This window comes from Bradyrhizobium iriomotense (assembly GCF_030160715.1).
Classification (GTDB): domain Bacteria; phylum Pseudomonadota; class Alphaproteobacteria; order Rhizobiales; family Xanthobacteraceae; genus Bradyrhizobium; species Bradyrhizobium iriomotense.
The window spans coordinates 51,474-71,962 of the sequence record NZ_BSOW01000033.1; the positions used below are offsets into that span (position 1 = coordinate 51,474).

The 20,489-nt window shown below is 56.0% G+C and carries 18 protein-coding genes; 14 read left to right on the forward strand and 4 right to left on the reverse strand.

All coding sequences use genetic code 11. The features are described 5' to 3' along the window. Positions 1-117: 117 nt before the first annotated feature. The 11 genes from QQL28_RS35565 (at position 118) to QQL28_RS35615 (ending at position 12,972) form a co-directional block, all read left to right on the forward strand. Positions 118-990 (forward strand): zinc metalloprotease, encoded by an 873-nt coding sequence (locus tag QQL28_RS35565; protein ID WP_284273233.1) that lies wholly within the window; start codon positions 118-120, stop codon positions 988-990. 23 nt (positions 991-1,013) lie between these two features. Beyond that, a complete protein-coding gene (locus QQL28_RS35570; RefSeq protein WP_284273234.1) occupies positions 1,014-3,032 on the forward strand; it encodes a S8 family serine peptidase in 2,019 nt (672 codons plus the stop codon). A 92-nt stretch (positions 3,033-3,124) separates the two neighbouring features. After that, complete coding sequence (locus QQL28_RS35575; protein WP_284273235.1) at positions 3,125-4,201, forward strand: trypsin-like serine peptidase; 1,077 nt, start codon at positions 3,125-3,127, stop codon at positions 4,199-4,201. 193 nt (positions 4,202-4,394) lie between these two features. Then, the gene (locus QQL28_RS35580) at positions 4,395-5,846 is read left to right on the forward strand and encodes a hypothetical protein (RefSeq protein WP_284273236.1); all 1,452 of its coding nucleotides are present in this window, start codon (positions 4,395-4,397) and stop codon (positions 5,844-5,846) included. Between the two features lie 13 nt (positions 5,847-5,859). Continuing rightward, entirely contained in the window at positions 5,860-6,183 is a 324-nt protein-coding gene (locus QQL28_RS35585; RefSeq protein WP_284273237.1) for a hypothetical protein, read from the forward strand. Positions 6,184-6,208: 25 nt separating this feature from the next. Then, the gene (locus QQL28_RS35590) at positions 6,209-7,723 is read left to right on the forward strand and encodes a tyrosinase family protein (RefSeq protein WP_284273238.1); all 1,515 of its coding nucleotides are present in this window, start codon (positions 6,209-6,211) and stop codon (positions 7,721-7,723) included. Between the two features lie 580 nt (positions 7,724-8,303). Continuing rightward, positions 8,304-9,425, forward strand: coding sequence for a KamA family radical SAM protein (locus tag QQL28_RS35595; RefSeq protein ID WP_284273239.1), 1,122 nt, complete (start codon positions 8,304-8,306; stop codon positions 9,423-9,425). A 102-nt stretch (positions 9,426-9,527) separates the two neighbouring features. Further along, positions 9,528-9,929, forward strand: coding sequence for a hypothetical protein (locus tag QQL28_RS35600; protein WP_284273240.1), 402 nt, complete (start codon positions 9,528-9,530; stop codon positions 9,927-9,929). 709 nt (positions 9,930-10,638) lie between these two features. Beyond that, on the forward strand, positions 10,639-11,865 hold the full coding sequence (locus QQL28_RS35605) for a D-amino acid dehydrogenase (RefSeq protein ID WP_284273284.1): 1,227 nt from the start codon (positions 10,639-10,641) through the stop codon (positions 11,863-11,865). Positions 11,866-12,439: 574 nt separating this feature from the next. Continuing rightward, the gene (locus QQL28_RS35610; protein ID WP_284273241.1) at positions 12,440-12,652 is read left to right on the forward strand and encodes a DUF5131 family protein; all 213 of its coding nucleotides are present in this window, start codon (positions 12,440-12,442) and stop codon (positions 12,650-12,652) included. A 14-nt stretch (positions 12,653-12,666) separates the two neighbouring features. Further along, a complete protein-coding gene (locus QQL28_RS35615; protein WP_284273242.1) occupies positions 12,667-12,972 on the forward strand; it encodes a DUF5131 family protein in 306 nt (101 codons plus the stop codon). 506 nt (positions 12,973-13,478) lie between these two features. Here QQL28_RS35615 and QQL28_RS35620 read toward each other — a convergent pair. Beyond that, positions 13,479-14,507, reverse strand: coding sequence for a nucleotidyl transferase AbiEii/AbiGii toxin family protein (locus tag QQL28_RS35620; RefSeq protein ID WP_284273243.1), 1,029 nt, complete (start codon positions 14,505-14,507; stop codon positions 13,479-13,481). Further along, a complete protein-coding gene (locus QQL28_RS35625; RefSeq protein ID WP_284273244.1) occupies positions 14,500-15,099 on the reverse strand; it encodes a DUF6088 family protein in 600 nt (199 codons plus the stop codon). The genes QQL28_RS35620 and QQL28_RS35625 overlap by 8 nt, the downstream gene beginning before the upstream one ends. A gap of 360 nt (positions 15,100-15,459) precedes the next feature. On the opposite strand from QQL28_RS35625, the gene QQL28_RS35630 reads away from it, so the two are divergent. From QQL28_RS35630 to QQL28_RS35640, 3 genes are all read left to right on the forward strand, one after another. Continuing rightward, complete coding sequence (locus QQL28_RS35630) at positions 15,460-17,229, forward strand: SIR2 family protein (RefSeq protein WP_284273246.1); 1,770 nt, start codon at positions 15,460-15,462, stop codon at positions 17,227-17,229. Beyond that, complete coding sequence (locus tag QQL28_RS35635) at positions 17,226-18,095, forward strand: argonaute/piwi family protein (protein WP_284273247.1); 870 nt, start codon at positions 17,226-17,228, stop codon at positions 18,093-18,095. The genes QQL28_RS35630 and QQL28_RS35635 overlap by 4 nt, the downstream gene beginning before the upstream one ends. 120 nt (positions 18,096-18,215) lie before the next feature. Further along, the gene (locus tag QQL28_RS35640) at positions 18,216-18,626 is read left to right on the forward strand and encodes an argonaute/piwi family protein (protein ID WP_284273248.1); all 411 of its coding nucleotides are present in this window, start codon (positions 18,216-18,218) and stop codon (positions 18,624-18,626) included. A gap of 48 nt (positions 18,627-18,674) precedes the next feature. Here the strand turns inward: QQL28_RS35640 and QQL28_RS35645 are convergent, their stop codons facing one another. Together QQL28_RS35645 and QQL28_RS35650 are read right to left on the reverse strand one after the other, a co-directional pair. Further along, on the reverse strand, positions 18,675-18,911 hold the full coding sequence (locus QQL28_RS35645) for a hypothetical protein (protein WP_284273249.1): 237 nt from the start codon (positions 18,909-18,911) through the stop codon (positions 18,675-18,677). A 188-nt stretch (positions 18,912-19,099) separates the two neighbouring features. After that, the gene (locus tag QQL28_RS35650; protein ID WP_431309700.1) at positions 19,100-19,789 is read right to left on the reverse strand and encodes an IclR family transcriptional regulator; all 690 of its coding nucleotides are present in this window, start codon (positions 19,787-19,789) and stop codon (positions 19,100-19,102) included. Between the last annotated feature and the right edge of the window lie 700 nt (positions 19,790-20,489).

Genomic DNA, 20,489 nt, shown 5'->3' on the forward strand with positions numbered 1-20,489 from the left:
CGTCATACGACCTTGACGTGTCTCCGCGCGCGATCTAGCCTATCGCCTTAATCGCCATTTTTGAACACAACGACATTTTGAACGGCTGAGACAACGTCAGCCGTAGAGGGTATTGCTATGCGCAGATTGTTTTCGGGAAGTGCTTTGGCTTTGACGACGGTTCTGGTGTGCTCGGCGGCATTCGCCGATGCAGAAAGCCCTACCGAATTGACTCGCCGACTTCTGCAGGAGGCGGTCGCCGAACCATCCAATTCGGCGAAAGTGGAAAGCCTTCTAAAGGTCCTGGTTGAGACGCCCGCGGGTTCCGGGCGCTACGTAGTCGAGGGTGATATCTCGATCGCCCGCGAGGAGATAGTCGATTACCTAAAATCGCTCAAAAATCCCGATATCGCCAGTTCGAGATCTGATGAGCTCATCGTCAATCTGGTCGGTGGCAAATTTGACTATTGGAAGAACCCGGAGCAACGAAAGTTGACGTTCGGTTTCGATGAGAAGTCTTTCCCGACCGCTGACAACGTCCAGTTTACGCGCGCGAAATTCCGCGCTGCTGCGGATGATTGGATCGCGGCGTGCCCCGAGTGCGGGATCACTTTCACCGAAGTTGCCGAGAACCCGTTCTTCAAGATCAAGTATGAGCCGACTTCGGACGGGACGATTGCCATGTCGTTCTTTCCTAGCTCACCTCCTTCAGACAGGTTTCTTTACGTTTACAAGCCGTTCCTCGCGCAGGATCTGCAATTCGACCCGGTCGGTGTTCTGAGGCACGAAATCGGTCATATCCTGGGATATAGGCACGAGCACATTGCTAACATTCCAGGCTGTGCGACCGAAGGTACGAGCTGGAAGCCGATCACACCGTACACGGCTAACTCGGTCATGCACTATTTCTGTGGAGGCAAAGGAAGCCTCGATCTCGCGTTACGGGATGCAGACAAACGCGGACATCGATGTCTCTATCAGACGGGGAAGGCCTGCCCGGTTAGCAATTAGCGCAAGCGACAAAGGAGCGGTCGATGCGTGTCGCCGTCGTACTGGCCATGTTGCTACTCGCCTTGGCTATCGAGCCAGCCGCGTGTCAGAGCGACGCGGGAAGCCTGGCAGGGTCGTCGTTCCAGATCGAATTTCTTGGCAAAGACCCCTCGGCCGATTGGGCCAAGACGGTGTTGACGCTGATGAAGACTGGTGACGTGCCGACGAGTACGTTGACGCTTGAGAAAGGCCAAGACCCTTGCAACGCAGTATTGCAACGGCTTCAATTCGACAAATATCATCTCGGATGCTCCGACGGAATGAAGGAAGTCATCCAACAGCTCAACCCCTCCCTCCCCTCTCCCTCGCCCATCGGCCAGGAGGTCCTGTATCCGGATCTCCCGATAACCAAATCCGTGCCGTGGCGCGCCGCCTTCGACAGCGCGATTCCGGAAGACAACGATCGGCTGGTGAAAGTCCGAGAGCTCTGGAGGAAGCGAAAAACCGGCGAGAAAGCCGCCGGTACCCAGCGCACGCTAGGATTCGAGGGCGTCGCAGTGGAATTGAAAGTGCCTACGAGTCCCGAGAACTACAAATGGGTCGAAGGCGTCGAAAAATTCAACAAGGACATCGACCGATTCGAGACGCGGGCGGTGGCAAAAGAAAGCAACCCGACGACCAATCCGAAATACAGCAACACGCCGATCGACTGGGCCGAAAGCTGTAATGCGCCGCCGATCCCAGTGACTGCGGCACCTCCCTACATTTCCCTCCTGAACGCGACGGACAACCCGAGTTGCGCGGCAGCTTGCTCGAAACCTGGTAATCCGAGTTGCCCTGAGATCGTCCTCGTTGACCAGGCCGTCGATCCTCACCCAGATCTAATCACCGCGTTGCGCAAGCCGAACATTTCGCCTGCGAACAACTGGTGCCCATTCAAAAAGTACGACGAGACGAAAAACCACGGCACCCATCTCGCCGGAATCATGGTCAGCGCAGGTGCCGCCACCGGCTTTAGAGGACTTGCACCGAATGTTTCCCTCGACAGCCAGGCGATTGCCGATGCCGCAATAACGAAGCTTTTGGATACGAAGGCGAATTTGGCGGGGATGAAGATCTACGTCTACGCAGGCAAGTTCAATAACGACTATTCGATCACGACGTCTGAGACTCGTAGGCATAAGCCGCCGCAGGTCGAGGATATGTTGTCCAGCCAAGGCCTATGGGTGGTCGCGGCCGGGCAGCAGCCGATGGTCGATATCGGTCGAAAAACGGCGGACTCGCCTATGAACCTGGGTGATCAGAAGAATGTAGTCGTCGTAACCGCATGCGACAATTGTTATGCGACAGGAGCGTCGGTTCCGGATTGGGCAAGCTATTCGACGGAAGGGTTGGTCACAGTCGCAGCACCCGGCGGTTCAGGCGCCCGTCAGATCCCCTCAACTATCGATGCTAGCAGCCTAGGACTTGCCTACGGGACCTCGCAATCGACAGCTCTAGTCGCTGGTCTACTCGCCGAGATGGCGAGCTGCTACCCGCAACGCTACGTGAACGGATCTCTTCTTAAACAGCGGCTCGAGGCGATTGCGAAACCCGCTCCAACGGGGGACATGTCCTCGAAAGTTTCCGCCGGCATCGTGGACGCGACGTTTGCGTATCGCGATCCCGATACGCAACTGTTGAAACTCGCCGGCGAGACCGTGAAGAGTGCGAAAAATCTATGGTTCTGCGCCGAGAACATCCGTCTCAAAGACCTGACAGACGAGGATGCTCTCGAAATCGGACCCATTTCAGTCAAACGGATACGAGCTATCTATCGAGAGATTGCGGGAAATCGGTCCGGTTGGCGCATCAAGTATCAGTTGAAACAAGGCGAGCCAACTGTCACATCGCCATTGGTCAACTTCGTCACGGACGTTTCCTGGGGCCCCGATAAGCCGCTATTCTACGTCGAGGGTTCGACTGACCTTCCGTCACGCCCCATTCAGATCGATGAGGTCGAAGTTCTGCTCCCGGGTCTTGCTGGTGGCAGCATTCCTCCAGCCTTCCAGGGTTGCCGATGAGCTTGGCTCGAGGCATCAGCCCATTACTCGCAGCTGTCTTAGCTGCAATTCAGCCTTCGCTTGCCTCATCACCTTGCGAAGATGAGCCCAAGATGGCGACGGAATTCGGCGCTAATACGACTTGGGGCAAAAATCTACAACCTTCGGCCCCCTCGACGGCCCTGATGCTCGGAAAGGATATTCGTTGGATTAGAGTTGCCGTGAAGGCAGAGACTTCCGGCCCAAAATGGACCCTGACGATCAGAGACGCCAAGGGACGCCCACTGCAAGCCTTATCGTCCAGCTTTGTAGCGCAGGATCGACCGTTCTGGACGGATCGCTTGCCGACCAATGAACTCAATTTCTTCCTCGAAAGCACTGATCCGGTCGCCAAGGTAAGACTGGCCGAATATGTCGCCATGTCGGCGACGGCTAAACGACCCTATTACTCGATACAGGGTGACAAAGAAGTGTGGGTCGATCTCTTCGAGTCACCACTGGAAACCGTCGACACATTTCATCGACGAAAAGGTGACGCCGTAGGAATGCTCGTCGCGCATTCCGGCTCGAACTTGAACGGGTTCAAGGTTTGGAGTTGTAGCGGCTTCTTGATCGCCGGCGCACCGAAGATGCTTTTCGTAACAAACGACCATTGCGGGGGCCCTTGGAGCGCCGAAGATCGGTGGTCGCCCGGAATATGCGAGACTGCCGTCATCGACTTCTCTTGGGACGGAGACCAGATCAAGCGAGAATTTGGGTGTCGGACCGTGCTTCGCGACCCAGCGAACGACCTCGCCATACTCGAACTTACGGGCGCCCAAACGGATGTACCGCCGATGGCACTAGTACTTCGAAACAAGCCGCTTAACGATGAGCCCATATCCATCATTCACCATCCCGCCTCCCTTTCGAAGCAGATTTCGCTCAACTGCAAAGGTATCACCGCTGCCGCGTCCGCGGTGGGCACCGTAAATCTCCAATCTGATTTTGCGCACCTTTGCGATACCGAAGGGGGCAGCTCCGGCGCACCGGCACTGGACAACGATGGCCTCGTCGTAGGCGTCCACCATCTGGGATTTCAGAAGGACTCGCATGGCAAATGCGACATGTTAAGCAAGGCCGTCAACGTCGCAAAGCTCATTGCGCTTCTCCAATCCAATAAGGCATTGACTGGCTACGAGATCAAATGACGCGAAGCGCCGCGACGGTCCACCGATGTTCGCTCAGGAGCGCAGGACCCTTTTGGATCCGTCACGCATTGCTCCATCTGAAGACTCGGCTTCGCTAACTTCGGCCGCTTAAACGATTCATTGCTGCCCCTTCTGCGACTACTGAAGGCGTAGACTGCCAACAAACTTTCACTTCCTTCCGGGAGGTAAGTTCATGACGAATAATCTGAACAACATTTTGCTGCGACTTTCCTCGACTGTGGTTTTTTGCACGATCGTCGGTCACGCCGCGATTGCCGATTGTCCAGCCGATCCGAAGTGGCTACCGCAAACGCCGGCGCCGACCTTCGATAGGCCGCCACCGCACCCAGCACCGGATTGCGTTTTCTACAAGCCGGCCTGGCATAACTTCTTGTTCGCTGCCCAACCTGTGAATGGAAATCCGGCCTTTCTCTCCTACCCGATGATCGGCGATGTATTTGGGCCTGCCATCGCGTCGAAATTCGCGGCAAAGAGGCTGAACCTGTTGGCTGTGGCGCCCCGCGCGTTAAAAGGGTCGAACAACTTCACTGCTGATGCGATGAGATTCCCGGGACCGAGCACCCCCGGCTCCATAAACGCAGGGGTGCGTCAAGCGGGATTTGCAGGTCTTCTGATCGATCAGAGCGGCCAACCGATCTTCTACGCCATACATATGAACCAGACGTTCGTCGACTTCGTTCGAGCAAAGAAGCTGACCACCAAGGCGGAGATCGAGAGCGCCGACCCCAACCTCGAACTTCCAACGGGAGCGGTCGAACTTAAATCTGCCTGGCGCGTCGTTCCGAAGGGTAGCATTCCGTCGAATTATATCACGGTTACCGAGGCCAGCGTTCCAACGCTAAAGCGTAATGGCCAGCATCTGGAAATCGATGAATCCGCACCGCCTCGGACTGAAACTGTCGCGCTACTTGCGCTTCACGTGGTGTTCAGACCCGAAGGACATCCCGAATTCGTCTGGGCGACCTTCGAACATGTGAATGAAAACGGCGTACGCGATCTGGCACCGGCTGCTGCAGCTCAACCTTCCGTCGACAATGGGCTGCCGGGCGGTGTCGACGGACCGATCAGTACACAGGACTTCACGCTTTACAAAAATGGTACCCTCGCGTCGGTGGCGAACCATTTTCTGAAGGACGACGCGATGGTGGCCTCGTTCGATGAGAAATCCCAAACATTTCTCAGCGGCGGGAAGCCGGTTGAAACGTCTGTCTATCGGTTGTTCGCTGGATCAAAGTCGGTTGGAATGGGTACAGGCGAAGATGGTGACGTCACCGATCTTAACACGTCTATGACGTCACTGTTTGCGCAGAGCGCTCCGAATGACCCGCGGCGCAATTATCGGCTCGTGGGTGCGATCTGGATGGATAAACCGCAACTCCTCACGGTGGACATGCCTATCGTAAATCCGGCCGACATGGATACAGACGATCCGGCTGCGATCGTCGCCGGCGAAGATGGTCTCTCGAGCATGGCGATGGAGTCCTTCACTCAGAATAGCTTCGTCAACTGCTTCAGTTGTCACGATACGCAGGCAGTGACGGACAGCAACGCCAACGTCGTATTGAACGCCAAGAAGCTGAACGTCAGCCACATCTTCTCGAAGTTCGTCATCGACTCGAAATAGCAAGGAGACCGAAATGGGTTTCGATCAAGTCAAAGGCATCCTCGATCAAGGGATGACGACATGGGTCCAAGCCAAAGGCAGGCCGGCTAACTTGCAGGGCCACGGCGCGACGTTCAAATGGGACACCAAGGCCGATCTCCTCGCGGCGTCGGGCCATGGAAAGCGCCTCATACAACCCGATGTCATTGGCCAAAACGGCGCCGCCGCCAACCTAGTGATCGATCTCAGGACGGGTATAGACAGTCCTCTGCTGCGCATGCCGAAGGGCGGCCCGTTTATACCGGATGATCCGATCAAGATCATTGAGGACTGGATCACGCAAGGGTGCCCGGACTGACGTCCCGACTCGCAGGAGAACCAAAATGACGCTCACGCGAAGGGCGATACTGTCGTACGCCGCGCTTATCGGTCTACCTCAGGTCGTCGTTCAGACGGCGGTCGAAGCGCAAACCGGCGCCGTGCGAACACGCCAAAACGCCAAAACATTCTCGCAGGACCCTCAGAAGGTGGCCGCCTTGCGTGCCGGTGTCGGCAAGATGAAGGCCAGAACCCAGGCAAATCAGGATGATCCCCTCGGATGGTATTACTGGTCGGCGGTTCACGGTACGACCGACGACCCGGGCAGTCTGGGTAAGATCTATAATCAATGCGAGCACACGCGCTTTAGGCCCAATCCCTTGCGCCCAACAGCCGTGGCTGAACATTTCATCTCCTGGCACCGTCCGTTTCTATTCTTCTTCGAGGCAACACTCAAACGCGCCGCCCAAGAAGCCGGAGCGACGACCCCGTTCGAGCTACCCTACTGGAATTGGTATGAAGACGACGACGTGCCGAAGATTTTCACTGAAGGCAGTGACGCGACGAATCCGTTGTGGCACGCCAGAGTGAACGAAAGCATCAATAGCGGCGCACTATCGCGATCGCCGCTCGACCAGAAGGCCCTCTTGCCGCCTTCGGTGTCCGACTGGCGCAAGTGCTTCTCGATCCCGTTTGAGCTGGATCCGCACGGCGCCGTTCATAATCTGATCGGCGGGGACATGGGAAATATCCTGGCTTCGGCGAGAGATCCGGTTTTTTGGGTTCATCATGCCAATATCGATAGGCTTTGGACGGTCTGGACGAAGATGGCCGGTCATGCGAATCCGAGCGACACGGCATGGAAGCAAACGACCTTCACGTACGACCAGGCTGGCGACATGAAGCAGACGGCCGGCGCGGTGGTAGATAGTCAAGGCTCGCTCGGATACCGTTATGATGACGAGACACCACTTCCGGCATTTCAACCGGCTGTAGTTGCCGCCGCCACCATCCAAAGCGACGCACCGATGCCTCTGCCTGGTCCCACAGCTAATTCAGCGATGGCTACTGTCGCCGCGGCGAAGCCAGTGACACTCGGCACAAGCTCGGTGGCGGTCGACCTGAAGCTACCGCAATCGGCCCAAACGCAGCTCCATAGTCTCACCACCGCTGGCGCTCCGCCCGGTCCTGGTGCAATCACCGCAGCGTGGCTCGTCCTCGAAGACGTCGAGATCGGTGCCGACGGCAAGAACGGCGGTTTCAGCTTCAACATTCTCGCGACGCTGCCGGACGGGCAGCAGGGCACCCGGCAAGTCAAAGTAGGTCAACTCGGCACATTCACTTGGCCTACTGATGACGGGGGCCACGGCGCCCACGGGGGGCATCTGGCGCCTGTAACGCTAACCATTCCACTGAAGGATGTACTTTCGGAGCTTGGTTTGTCCAATCCTGGAGAGCTCGCCAACGGCCTACGGGTCGTCTTTCAAGCTCAGCACAAGGAGAATCCGGGCGAACCCCCAAAGCAGTTCGTGAAGGTAGGGTCGATCTCGATCAAGACCTCAACGGCCCCTCTGCAATGAAGACTGTCGTTCCCAATGTCGGCCGGTTGACGGCGCTCCCTCCGGAGTCGCGGGAGCACGCGGCGGCGGTGGTGAGCCGCGAGGAAAGTGTGTTTGTAGGCTGTCTGCTCGACCATTCGCTGGGTAACAGATCTGGTCAAACGCTCGACGCTTGCGTTCCAAGAAATCGCCGAAACGCGAAACGTCGGCCCGGCCGACGTTAGATTTAAGCTTTGCGCTGGCGAACAGCCATCAGCCCAATAGTATACCAACTGCTTCAAAAACACCGATTTGCGGGAGCCGTCACGAACTGCGGCGCCTGGCTGAGCGCTAAACGTTGAACTATGCCCTATGCTAGAAGTCCGACAAGTTCTGTCGGATGTGTCGGCTTCGCGACCACCGTTGCCGATTCACTCCTGAGCGTATTCCGACGAAATCGCTTGTTTTCGTCGATCCGCTAATTGGCACAAAGTTTGAGTCTGACGGATCGTGCGAGACGAGAGCGGAGTGCCGGCACATCAATCGCGGGAAGAATTAGCTAGTCCTTGCCACCTTGCCCATCAACCCACTGAGAACATACCACTCGAGCCGGAGACTTCGTATGACTTCTACGAAGGAGTTGAAAAATGACTCCTGGGACGATTGGCGTTGGCAACTTGACAATAGCATCACCACGCTTGAGGCCCTAAGAGATCACCTAAATCTAGCGCCGGAAGAGGAAAATGCATTTCACAAAGTAGGTAAGCGATATGTGTTTCAAGTAACTCCATATTACTTATCGCTGATGGATCGGAACGATCCAAACGATCCGGTTCGCCTTCAGGCACTTCCAAACGTCAAGGAGCTTGCTGACATCTATCATATAGACCAGCTCCCATCATTCCACCGATCAGGCGTGGAATCCGAAAATCCTCTTTGGAAGGAGGGGAAGACCGATGTGAAATGCATCGTGCATAGGTACCCCGATCGCGTTCTTTTTCATCTAACTAACTTGTGTCCCACGTATTGCAGACACTGCTCGCGTAAGGTCCACGCGAGTCACGACTCAATCGTCAGTGATCGATCTTTGATTGACAGAGGAATTTCATACATCGAAGCGCGGCCGGAAATTCGGGACGTGTTGTTGAGCGGAGGTGACCCTCTTACCATCGGCGACAACAAGATTGAGTACGTGGTGTCGCGTCTTAGGCAGCTTCCACATGTACAGATTATTCGTATCGGCACTCGGACTCCTGTGACACTTCCGCAGCGCATTACGCCCGAATTCTGTCAGATGATTAAGAAATATCATCCGATTTGGATCAATACTCAATTCAATCACCCCAACGAGGTAACATTAGAGGCCAAACTCGCAATCGAGCGGTTGCTCGAAGCAGGGGTTCCGGTGGGCAATCAATCCGTGCTGTTGAAGGGAATCAACGACTCGGTCGATGTTATGAAACGGCTGGTCCACGCGCTCGTTATGGCGCGCGTGCGACCGTATTATTTGTATCATGCTGACTTAGTGCGGGGGGCTGAGCACTTTCGAACATCGATAGCCGAGGGGATTCATATTATCGAGAATCTCCGCGGACATACCTCCGGATTTGCGGTGCCACAATATGTAATCTGCACGCCGCTTGGTAAGACCCCGCTCAATCCGAATTACCTGATTGGCTCGGGACCGGGGCACATTGCCCTGCGCAACTATGAGTGGAGGACTTGGAAGGATCCCGACGCTTGAGAGCCGGGTCCCAAGTGTGCTGCGCAACCTCTGCTGGTCGCAATCCCAGACAGGACCTGTCGTTACGACGGTCGAAAGCCGCGCAAACTCTAGGAGTGCGGAATGTTTCTTAAAGCGGACGGAACTGAGGTCTGGCTGCAGAGCTCGCCAAGCCTGCCGTATTTAACGCTCGCTGGGGTGATCGAGACATCTGAGGACTATCTGGTGGTTCGATCGAGGCTGCTTCAAGCGTATAAGCGGCATCACGGCATGGTGTCTGACGATGCATTCCTTATTTGGGATGAGGATGGCAGCACCTTGCTTTTCTGCGCTAGACCCGACAAGCATTGCGCCTTGTTGCTGCTTGGTGAATTTGGCCAACGCAGGGAGAAAGGAACAGCAAGCGCCGTTCTTGAAGACCTGATCGATATTGTCGACAGGAGCCTCAGCGGAATTGCGCGGCACAGCGGCGCGACCATTCGGCTTCAGGTGGTGAAGCCCGAATTTGCCATCGGTACCGGCTGAAGGGCTACTGGAGCGAGATGTTTTTGCCGACGAAGTGCGGTCGCGTTCTTAACGCTCTGGCGAGTCCGCGAGCCTTCGAAGGGCCGAGCGCAACTTGCATCGGTCCTCGACGACAAGCCTGCAGAGCCGACGGTAACGATTGCCTTACCCGAAGCCAAGGAACGGACGCGCGCGACTTCATGGCTCTCGTAGCGGGTTGAAGCGAGGAAATTCTAAATTTTGGACTGTACGCCGGATGCTTACCTGGAAATGTCGATCGCTTCTCCTCTTGGATACCGCATAGAGATTGTGCCCACCGACACTCACGGGCTACTACGAAGAATAGTCGAGCAACGACACGATTGTTAGCAGAGACGGGCTATGGCGCGATTTCGACATCACGTCATCTGTTGTCGGTTCACCGACGCTGGCGTGTTTTGTCAGCAAGGCTGCTACGTCCGCTAAGCCACTTTCATTCCACCGACGAATGTCGGGCTGAAGCGGATGTCCGACACCTGCAAGGTGAAATCTTCGGCCCCGACAGCGTGTCATCTGTTGCCAGCGCTAGGATCTCGATTGCCAGATCGACATGACAACATTTTGGGCTTTGGCTTGATCTTCCGCTTACATACAGCTCGACGAAAGGGTTGCGCGTGTGACCAAGCCGCATCACAGTCGACAATCCTATATCGCTCTACATGGATCGGAACGAGAAACGGGTCGTGGTGAGATGAAAGTTGCTGTTTTAGGCGCCGGAGTCGTGGGTTGCGCAACGGCCTATATGCTCGCTAGGAACGGACACCAGGTCACGGTCGTTGATCGTCGCGACCGGCCAGGATTGGAAACAAGTTTCGCAAATGGAGGTTTGATGACGCCGAGCGACGCTAGCCCGTGGAATTCGCCAGGAACGGTGAGGCAGCTCGGCAAGATGCTCTTCGACCACAACCCAACCTTAAAGATTAACCCAAGCGTCATACCGTCAATCGTTGGTTGGGGCCTCAGGTTTCTAGCGAACTCGACTTACGAGCGGCACAAGGCGAACATGATTTCCAACATCAGGATCGCGAGATTGAGCTTGGAGGCCTTGCGCAGTATCCGCCAAACCGCACACCTCAACTACGATCAAACGACGCGCGGCACAATGCGGGTCTTTCCCCGTGGCGGTCGGATGACTGAGTTCGTGCAAATGTGCCGCGAGATGAAGCAATGGGGAGTCCAGTTTGAGGTGCTCGATCAGAATCAGATCCTTGAGAAGGAGCCCTGCCTCGGTGCTGTTATTGACCGCTACGTCGGCGCGGTATTCTTTCCGGATGATGAAAGTGGCGATGCCCACAAGTTCACAAATGAGATCGCGAGACTGGCTACTGAACTAGGCGTTCAGTTGTTGCTGAACACCAATATTCTGAAGATAGTCAATGGATCTTCCTCGCGAATCTCACATCTATCGACATCACGAGGCGATGTATCTGCAGATGTGTACGTTCTTTCGCTCGGCAGTTACAGCCCAATATTGGCTCGCCCATTGGGCATCTCGTTGCCGATCATTCCCGTTAAAGGGTATTCCGTCACTGTGGCACTAAACGGGTGGAAGGGAGGACCGACACGCCCCGTTATGGATGATGGATACCATGCGATGATGGTGCCCATGGGCGATCGACTGCGCATGGGCGGTCGAGCCGAATTCGCTGGATACGACACACGTGTTGACGAAGAGGAAGGATGGCGCGTTCTGGACGACATTATGAAGATCCTGCCGGTCCTGAGGTCTCACATCGACGCAAATGCCGTGCTTAATTGGTCTGGCTTGCGCGCGATGACGCCTGGTGGGCCCCCTCTGGTCGGACCAACGTCCTATGCGAACCTCTTGCTGAACACCGGTCACGGACCACTTGGATGGACCATGGCATGCGGGTCTGCAAAGCTGATTTCCGATCTGATTACGCACAGACAAGTTTGAGAAGCGATCCAATCTCGTTCGTCAAGAACCTGGTCTGTGAGATGACGGGACGCTGATGGCTGCAATGAGTGCGGTCAGGATACGAGACCAAATATCTCCGAGCCAAGCAAAGCGTCAGTTCTGGCAGACCGCGGAGAGCAAGTCGTTGGCGCGCCACCCGCGCGGTCTTTGAGACAACAGCGGCGGCGGTGACTTTCGGCGTTCGGGTTGTCCGATGATGGGCTCGATGGCGAAGGAACGGCGCAGTCCGCGCTCGACGACAGAAGACGCCGCGCTTCTTGCCCGAGATTTGCTGTGATGCAGAATTGAGATTCCGGATGCACACCCGTGAGATGAGCCGCAGCAATTGCGGCGGCCATTGCCCGACGCGCAATCTAGATAGAGGCGCAAGCAACGGACAAGGCCGCCGTAAAGATCAGGCCTCTTGCAGGCCCACTTAGTCTCTGCGCTGGATGCGATGCTCGTTCAATCTAAGCAAGGAATGTTAGTTAGATACCCTTTCGTGTTCAGTGACAAATGGTGACCATTCTACTACCAGATGTGCTAGGTGAGCAGCTCTCTCGGCGGTCTTCACATGGCGAATACGACTCCAATCGAGTGGACGGCTGCGACTTGGAATCCTGTAACTGGGTACGCCAAGATCAGCAGCGGCTGCGACAATTGCTATGCCGAACGCTTTTCTGAGCGTTTTCGCGGCACGCCAGGGCCCCCCTTTGAGCCAGGATTTGATCTCACGTTGAGGCCGGACCGGCTTGAGCAGCCTCTGCGCTGGCGTGAGGCCGCATGATCCCCGTGAATTCCATGAGCGATCTCTTCCATAAAGACATTTCGACATCCTTTATCTCGAAGGTGTGTGACACGATGGAGAGGGCTAACTGGCACACGTTCCAGGTTTTGACGAAGCGCTCATCGCTGATACGCAATTTCCTGCGACGCAGCTATAGCAACGAACGAGGCCCGAGCCACATTTGGTTTGGCGTTTCCGTTGAGAACGGTAGCAAGAAGAGCCGGATAAAGCACTTGCAAGAAACACCCGCCGAAATTCGGTTTCTATCTATCGAAGGCATTAGAGGCGCGGCGGCAACGCGAGCATGCCGCGAAGGTTGATAATGCGGAGCGGAAGACGGGACAGTCCGAACTGTTCGATTCCTTGCACGAGATGTCGGCAAAACGAAGCGACAGCATTTCTTGACGGCGAACGAAAGAAGGCTCGCGATCCCCTAGTGGCATTAGCTCCGGCTAGTTCTTTGTTAATCCTGTACAAGGTTCTATGGCCTCAGGTTCTAGCACGCCATGTCGTCAGACGGCCGAACGTTAACAAGCTCGCCGCGGAGCTAAGAAAAGAGGACGTACTCAAGCTTCCAGAATGGGAAGCAAAAAAGCGCGCACCTCAACGTGAATATAAAGGGTATCGCTCGGACTGAACGCCGCACCTGTCACCTCAAAATCTCGCTAGCAGCCCATCGAGCGTCGCGGCTCCTGTAATCCTGGTCATTGGGCACAAGAGCGTATTGCCACGGCTTCAATTTTGCCGCCTCGGCATCGCGCTTATCGATAATTGGGTGAAGGCGATCGCAACCCAGAGCTGAGAGCCTACAATTTGCTGAGCATAGTCATTGCCGCCCTATCGGCGAGCCTGAGACGCCGTTAGCCCTCCGCTGCAACGCTTCACAACGCTTCATGATTTCTTCAAAGGGCTCGACGTCTCCCAACAGAATTCCGTCGTCGGCCATTTTCTTGTAGTCGACTTCCAGCTCTTGGCGGATCTTTTCATCAGGGACGAGTTGCAACTTGCCGGAGACGGCGGCGGAGTAGTCGATCAGATTCCCGCCGCTGTTCTTTTCGCGGAAGAACTTCGACTTCCAGTCAGCGACTTCTTTTGCGAGGGCCTTGTCGTCGAAGGCAGACTGGGCAAAGCCCTTATCGTCGAGCCGCACAAGATCGTGCCAATGGCGAGAAATGCGATCGCCTTTGATCCCCTGCGCGCAAATGACGTGAATGGCGGTTGCCTTCTCCCAGAAGGTCCTTTTCGGCAACATGATTCTCGGGTTCGCCGTAGGAAACTCGATCTCGGGCAGGTGGCTAGCTGCATCACAGGTGACCGGACGGATTTCGGCCGGTTCACCGGTTGATCGCGCGCCGAATTCGAGCTTCACTTGGGGCGGGACATACCCACTCCCTTTCGCGAGCGGGTCATAGTCCACATAGATGGTCGCATCATCGACCCGGAAGGTCACGTCGACGCCGGTTGTCTTGGTATGCCCCTGGAGAACCAGCAGCGCCTTGTCTTTCACCCATTCGGCCAGCTTGGTGCGAGCGGCTTTGGTCCATTTGTCGGCCTGGCTGTTTGTAGGCGGAATCGGCGGATCGCCAACCGCAAGATCGGGGATGATTTGGCGAATGTCGTAGGTGAGATCGATATCTTCGGAGAAGCGATGGATGATGTCGTAGCCCTTCGAAAGCGAGGTGCCGCCTTTGAAAACGAGATGGTCCCCGAACGTGGATGTGAAGAGTCCTTGGAGGGCCGAAACAACCCAAATGTCCTTTTCCAGCAAATGGACCGGCCGGCCTGAGGCCGTGGCGACAACGCCGAGAGCCTCAAGCCGCTCGTCACGTGAGAGAGCCAGATAGGATTCAGCCATGGGCCACGAGCACCTGGCTGATGGATTTTGACATCCACGCGGGCAGTGCAGGCCTGAGCGCGATCAGATCCTGTATGACCGGTTGCGGGAGCTTTTGCTTGAGTTTGGTCAGCGCCTCCGCGGCATGCTGTCTTCCCAGCCAGGCAAGCGCACGAACCGCCTCCCCGGCCTTGGGCTGCGTGGGAAGCAGCATCCACTGAGGAGCCTTTTTCATTTCAACGACTTGAGCGCCAAGTTTAAACTGCCGGTTGGGGCCCGATGTCAGATAGACAAGTTTCGTGGGGACTTGCGTTGTGAGGCCCAGCATGTTCGCAGCGGCGGCACCGTGCGGGACGATCGTTTCTGCGCGCGTAGCGGCGAAGCGCTCAATGACCTTTTCGGCCGCTGGTGCACGCGTCCCAAAGCGGGTTTTGACCGGCAGGACGTAGATCCCCTGGCTAAGACGCATCAGCTCAGCGCGCTCGTGAAGACGCTTCAAAGCCTGATCGACCGCTGCCCTGCTGCCAAGATGCAGAAATTCCTTGGCGCTAATCAAAGCGCCTTCGGGCATTGATCGGGCGTGGGTCAGAATTCGCGCAGCAATGGGCTGCATGGCTTTGCTCCTACGTCAGAAATATATTCATGTTTCTGACGAACGTCAACCAATTCACATTTGTACTACTGTTTTCAAGGCCTTATGGCCTCCGGCAGGCCTCTTCCGCGAGAAAGTCCGCGTTACCTTATGGATCGCCTGAAAGCTGTGGGCAGCCGGAACACCCCATTCACGCGAAAGAACAGATCGTGCTCTTTGGCGGGCGATTTCCGCTGGGCATTCCGACCCGTATTGCAACGTCTCGGTGCCCTGCCGCGGCTGCCTCCGTCCGCCAGCACTCACAAAACCATAAGGAAGCTAGACGCGACTATTCTATCAATAGTTGTCCACATTCACACGCGTAAAAGCTAGCCTGAACCAATGAAGCAAGCAGAATTCATTCGTATCGTGACGGAAGCACCAAGCATGTTTGCTTGGATGCTTGGCGCTGGCTCGTCTCAAAGTGCAGGCCTCCCCACAGCCTGGGACATCATTTGGGATCTAAAGCGGCGCTACTACTGTTCCGAAGAGCACCAGGAAGTTTCGTCGAACGATCTGCAAAACGCTGCGGTCCGCGAGAAGATTGAATCTTATCTGATGTCGCGCGGCTTTCCCGCATCGAGCGATCCAACGGCCTATAGCCAAAGTTTCAAGTTGATCTTCAGCACCGACCTTGAACGGCAAAGCCGGTATCTGCAAGCCAAGCTCTCCGAAAAGGCATCATCCCTCACCCTCGGTCACAGGGTGTTTGGCGGCTTGTTGAGCACGGGAGCAATCAAGGTCGTGTTTACGACCAATTTCGATACCGTCGTCGAACGAGCTGTGGCCGAGGTTACCGGAAAAAGCCTTGCCGCCTTTCATCTCGAAGGTAGCTATGCGGCGAAGCAGGCTCTGAACAACGACGCCTTTCCAATCTATTGCAAGCTGCACGGCGACTTTCGCTACACAAGCATCAAAAACCTCACGGAGGATCTGAAAACACAGAATGCCGAGATGGGCGATTGCCTTGTGACTGCCTGCAATCGCTTCGGCATGATCGTGGCCGGCTACAGCGGTCGCGACGAAAGTGTAATGCAGCTCCTTCACCGGGTGCTCGACGGTCCCAATCCATTCCCGCATGGCCTCTACTGGACAACCCTCAAGGGACGGCCGCCGCTCCCGGCTGTGACCGCGCTGCTAGAAGCGGCTCACGCCAAGGGCGTGCGGGCCGAACTCATTGAGATCGAGACCTTCGATTCTTTAATGTCGCGGATATGCAAGCAATTCGAAGACAGACCGAAAGAGCTGATCGAGAAGATCGATCGAACCGACTCTCAAGCCATCTCTATTCCGCGCAAGGGCCGGGGCAACGGCGATCCAATCTTGCGCCTTAACGCGCTTCCCTTGCTTGAACTGCCCGAAACTTGTCTTGAGCTCAGTTTTGCAGCTCCGAAGGACTGGGACGATATTCACGCGGCGGAAAAGCTTGCACGTAATCAGACCATCGCGACAAAGGGCAGTTCAATCCTGGCGTGGGGAAGTGAGCAAGCTTTGCGGCAAGCGTTTGGCAAGGATCTGACCTCCTTGTCGCCCTACTCGCTCAACGACCGTCTTCAGGATTACGCGAACAATCTTCAGCTCAAAGGCTTCATAGAGCGTGCGATAGGGCTATCTCTGATACGAGGTAAGCCGCTACTGATGCGGGATTGGCGCGGCGGATCGGTGCTCATTCTGGATCGGCAACATCCCAATCCAGATCTGACACGGGCAATTTCTCAATGTGTCGGCTGCAGTCTGCATGGCCGGATTGCTGGCATGGTCTCCGCGATAAGCCCGGAACATCCCGAACCGAAGGAAGTATGGTGGGCAGAGGCGATTAGGTTTGATGTTGATGAAATCGACGGCCGGTTCTGGCTCGTCTTGAAACCCGATGTCTGGATTTGGCCAAAGCACGCACGGCAGCAAGCAACGAGTTTTCTGGATGAGCGATTGGGAAGCCGGTTCAACAATCGGGGCGATGCACTGCTCACAGCATGGATCAACTTCCTGCTTCCCGGCTCCGGGCGAGCGGCCGATCACGTTCTAAAACCATTCGAAGATCAGGACGGCCCCGGCTCGCCGAAGATCATCGTCAATGCGCGTACGGCCTTTAGCCGGAGGATGGTTGCATGACTGCATCGGCTTCGGAAATGGATGGCTACGCGACGATCCCCGAGCCAAACCTCATTTTCGCCGGTAACGGTTTTGACAAGCATCCCCTCCGTGGCCTCCGGCAGCACGGCCCCTATAGCCTACCTCTCGGTATCCCGACGCGGGTACGGCTGGCCCTACTGGCTCCGAAGGAGTTGCTGCCGAAGCTGGACCGACTCCTGCGCGAACTGGGGGGCTCGGCGCGACCACGTGAGGCGCTCAACTACTACCCGGAGTATCCGGGTTTCGAGCCGCTGTTCCGTACGCCGCTCGTCGCCGAGAAAACACGCCGGTTCGAAATGCCGGAGGATCTCAACCGGCTTGCGCTTGAGGGTAATCGCAACGAGCTCGCGCGTCAGATCTTCGATGCGATCGGCAAACTCACGCTGCACCGCGCCGAGTTCGACGTGCTGCTCATGTATCTGCCGAATTCCTGGGAAGCCTGCTTCGAGTCGCCCGGCTTTGATCTGCACGACTTCCTCAAGGCCTTCTGCGCACCAACCCGGATTCCGATCCAGATTGTCCTTGGGAGCGCTCTCCTGCACAAATGCCGTGCGAATGTAATGTGGGGCCTGAGCGTGGCACTCTACGCAAAGGCTGGCGGTATTCCTTGGAAGCTCGCCGGTCTCAATTCGGATGAGGCCTATATCGGCATCAGCTACGCGATGAAAAAAGGGAGCGACGGGACGGACTACACGACCTGCTGTAGTCAGGTCTTCGCCCCGGACGGCACCGGATTTCAGTTTGTCGCCTATGATACCAAGAGCTTCACCCAGGACCGGCGTGGTAATCCGTACCTCGACTACAACGAGATGTTGGCCGTCATGTCCCGCAGCCTGGAAATCTAGCAGAGTGGGCACTCCGGCCGTCCTCCTAAGAAGGTCACGGTCCACAAGAATACCCCCTTTAAGGAAGAGGAACTCCTGGGAACGCTCGACGCGTTCAGCGATCGAACGGATGTCGAGCTCGTGCAGATTGTAAAATCATCGAGCTGGATGGCGCTCGCCTATGGCGATAACAAACGTGCTTCCGGTTACCCCCTTCTCCGCGGGACGCACCTGCCCGTGACTTCCGATGCAGCGTTTTTTTGGTCACAAGGCAGCGTGAACGGCGTCCACATGACGGCATCCAAGCCGGTCTACAAGGAGGGGAATCTCAAGCCAATTCCCTCCCCGCTCCTGCTGAAGCGATTTACGGGAGCGGGAGGATGGCACGATACCTGTGCCGGAATTCTTGGACTCACGAAAATGGATTGGAATAACAATACGCTCTACAAAAAATTGCCGGTGACGCTCGAATATTCCCAGCGCTTCGCCCGAATTATCCCGCAAAATCCAAATATGGTCGACGACGTGTTCGATTTCCGGAACTTTATGTAGGATTGGCGCAATAGCACCCCAACCAGCTTAGATCGCCCAGCAAACGGCTCATACTTTGCCGGCATTGGGGAATAAGGGCGTCGGCTTCAGCCTTGTGGACATTTGCGCGGCAATCATAGGTTCTAACGCCTCGTCGCTTGCCCAAACGAAGCGCCTCGCGCGGCTCACGACGAAATCATTCACATGAGCAACGATTTTCCCCGAACCGGCCGCTCGCAATTTCTCAAAGCTGGCATCCTCGTTTGCTGCTGCGAAGATCCTTGTTGGGCTAAGGGGATGTGACATTTGTCATCGCCTCGTATTGGGCGAACAGATCGGACAGCCGGAACGCGGGTTTCTTTACAGTTCCCAGAAGTGCCGCCCGAGCCTCTTTGTCGTTTTGCAGCGCGGTTCGCTACCAGGGCCTCCAGACGCTCCACCAAGCTGCTGGACTCCACCTACCCCTAACCAGTCCTACCGAGTTGAAGTTGATCTCACAAAGACTGATATGTCGAATGCAGCCTGTGCTGGGAAACTACCTTCGACATCTGACGTGCGATCTCAACTGTGATCGGGCTCAGTTTAGCCTCGACTCTCTTAGGCGTCCAATTGGCCTTCGAAGCTGCGATGTTGACAGCAGCTACAACTTTGTTGTCGTAGCCAAACACCGGCGCGGCCGTCGAGATGTCGCCAGGTATCGCTTCCTGATCGGTTATGGCGAAGCCTTTTTGACGCACTCTCTCCAATTGCTTGAGTAAATTTTGCCGATTGGTGGGGACCGTACGAAGAATTTTGTTGGTTGAGGCGGGCTCGAGGTTCGCCAGGATCGCGCGCCCTGGGGCCGTGGCGAACGCAGGAAAGCGCGTGCCGATCGGTACGTAGGAACTCATCACGTTTTTGCCGGGAACACGAGAGATAAATATAATGTCGGAGCCATCGAGCTCTGTCAGATTGACCGTCTCCTGCGATCGTCTATTGGCCTCGAGCAGGTACGGGAAAGTTGCTTCGACTATGGAATTGCTGCGCACGCAGGCATTTCCAATATCCAAAGCCCTCGCTGACAGCGAATATTGCCGCGTCGTTTCGCTCTGGTTTAGGTATCTGAGCGCTCGCAACGTGTAGAGCACCCGCTGGGTTGCACTCTTGTTCAACCCAGATGCTTCCGAGACTTCCACGAGTGTCATCGGCCGAGGATTGGCACAGAAGGTAGCGAGGATCAGTAGCCCTTTCTCGAGGGTTCCGAGATAAAGCCGTTCGTCAATGTCGGCCTTCGCGAATGGAGCGGGCGAATTGAGCCCAGCCCTGCTCTTTTTTCTTGATGTCGAGCATCATCATTATCAATCCTTACAGGGTTGGGATCCTGCACATTGCTTTCAATGCGAATGTAAAGTCCAATTCCCGATACAAGCAGATTCTGCGCCAGAGGTCCCATCCTTGACTGGCTCGAGAAGGGTTGACGGATTTGGGATTGAACGTACTTGCTCCTATACAAGCCCTCCATGCCAGCGCACGATCGAGGATATGACGGTCTACAGCTTGTCTCCTACGATGCTGGCGGGAAGCGATAGGCCGGCCGTTGGGCGGCGAATCCGCGCGTCTGACGCGCGGATGCTTGAGGACGCCCAGCGCTCCACTATCGAGCCCCCTTCCGCCCTCGCGGCATCGATTGCTAGCATCGTCTAAGCACCGAAGGACAACCCGATTACCGACGCCCGTCAACTACCGAAACAAGTAGGTGGCTCGGATGGCGGGCGTATGCCAATGAGTTCCGGTTGATAGAGAAGCAAGTTAGCTGTCCCCTGTAGAATTCGGACATGAAAAATCGAGCGCGATGCGCAATCGCCAATCCCAAGTGGCCACGTTCGCGTTGATGCGACGCTCAAA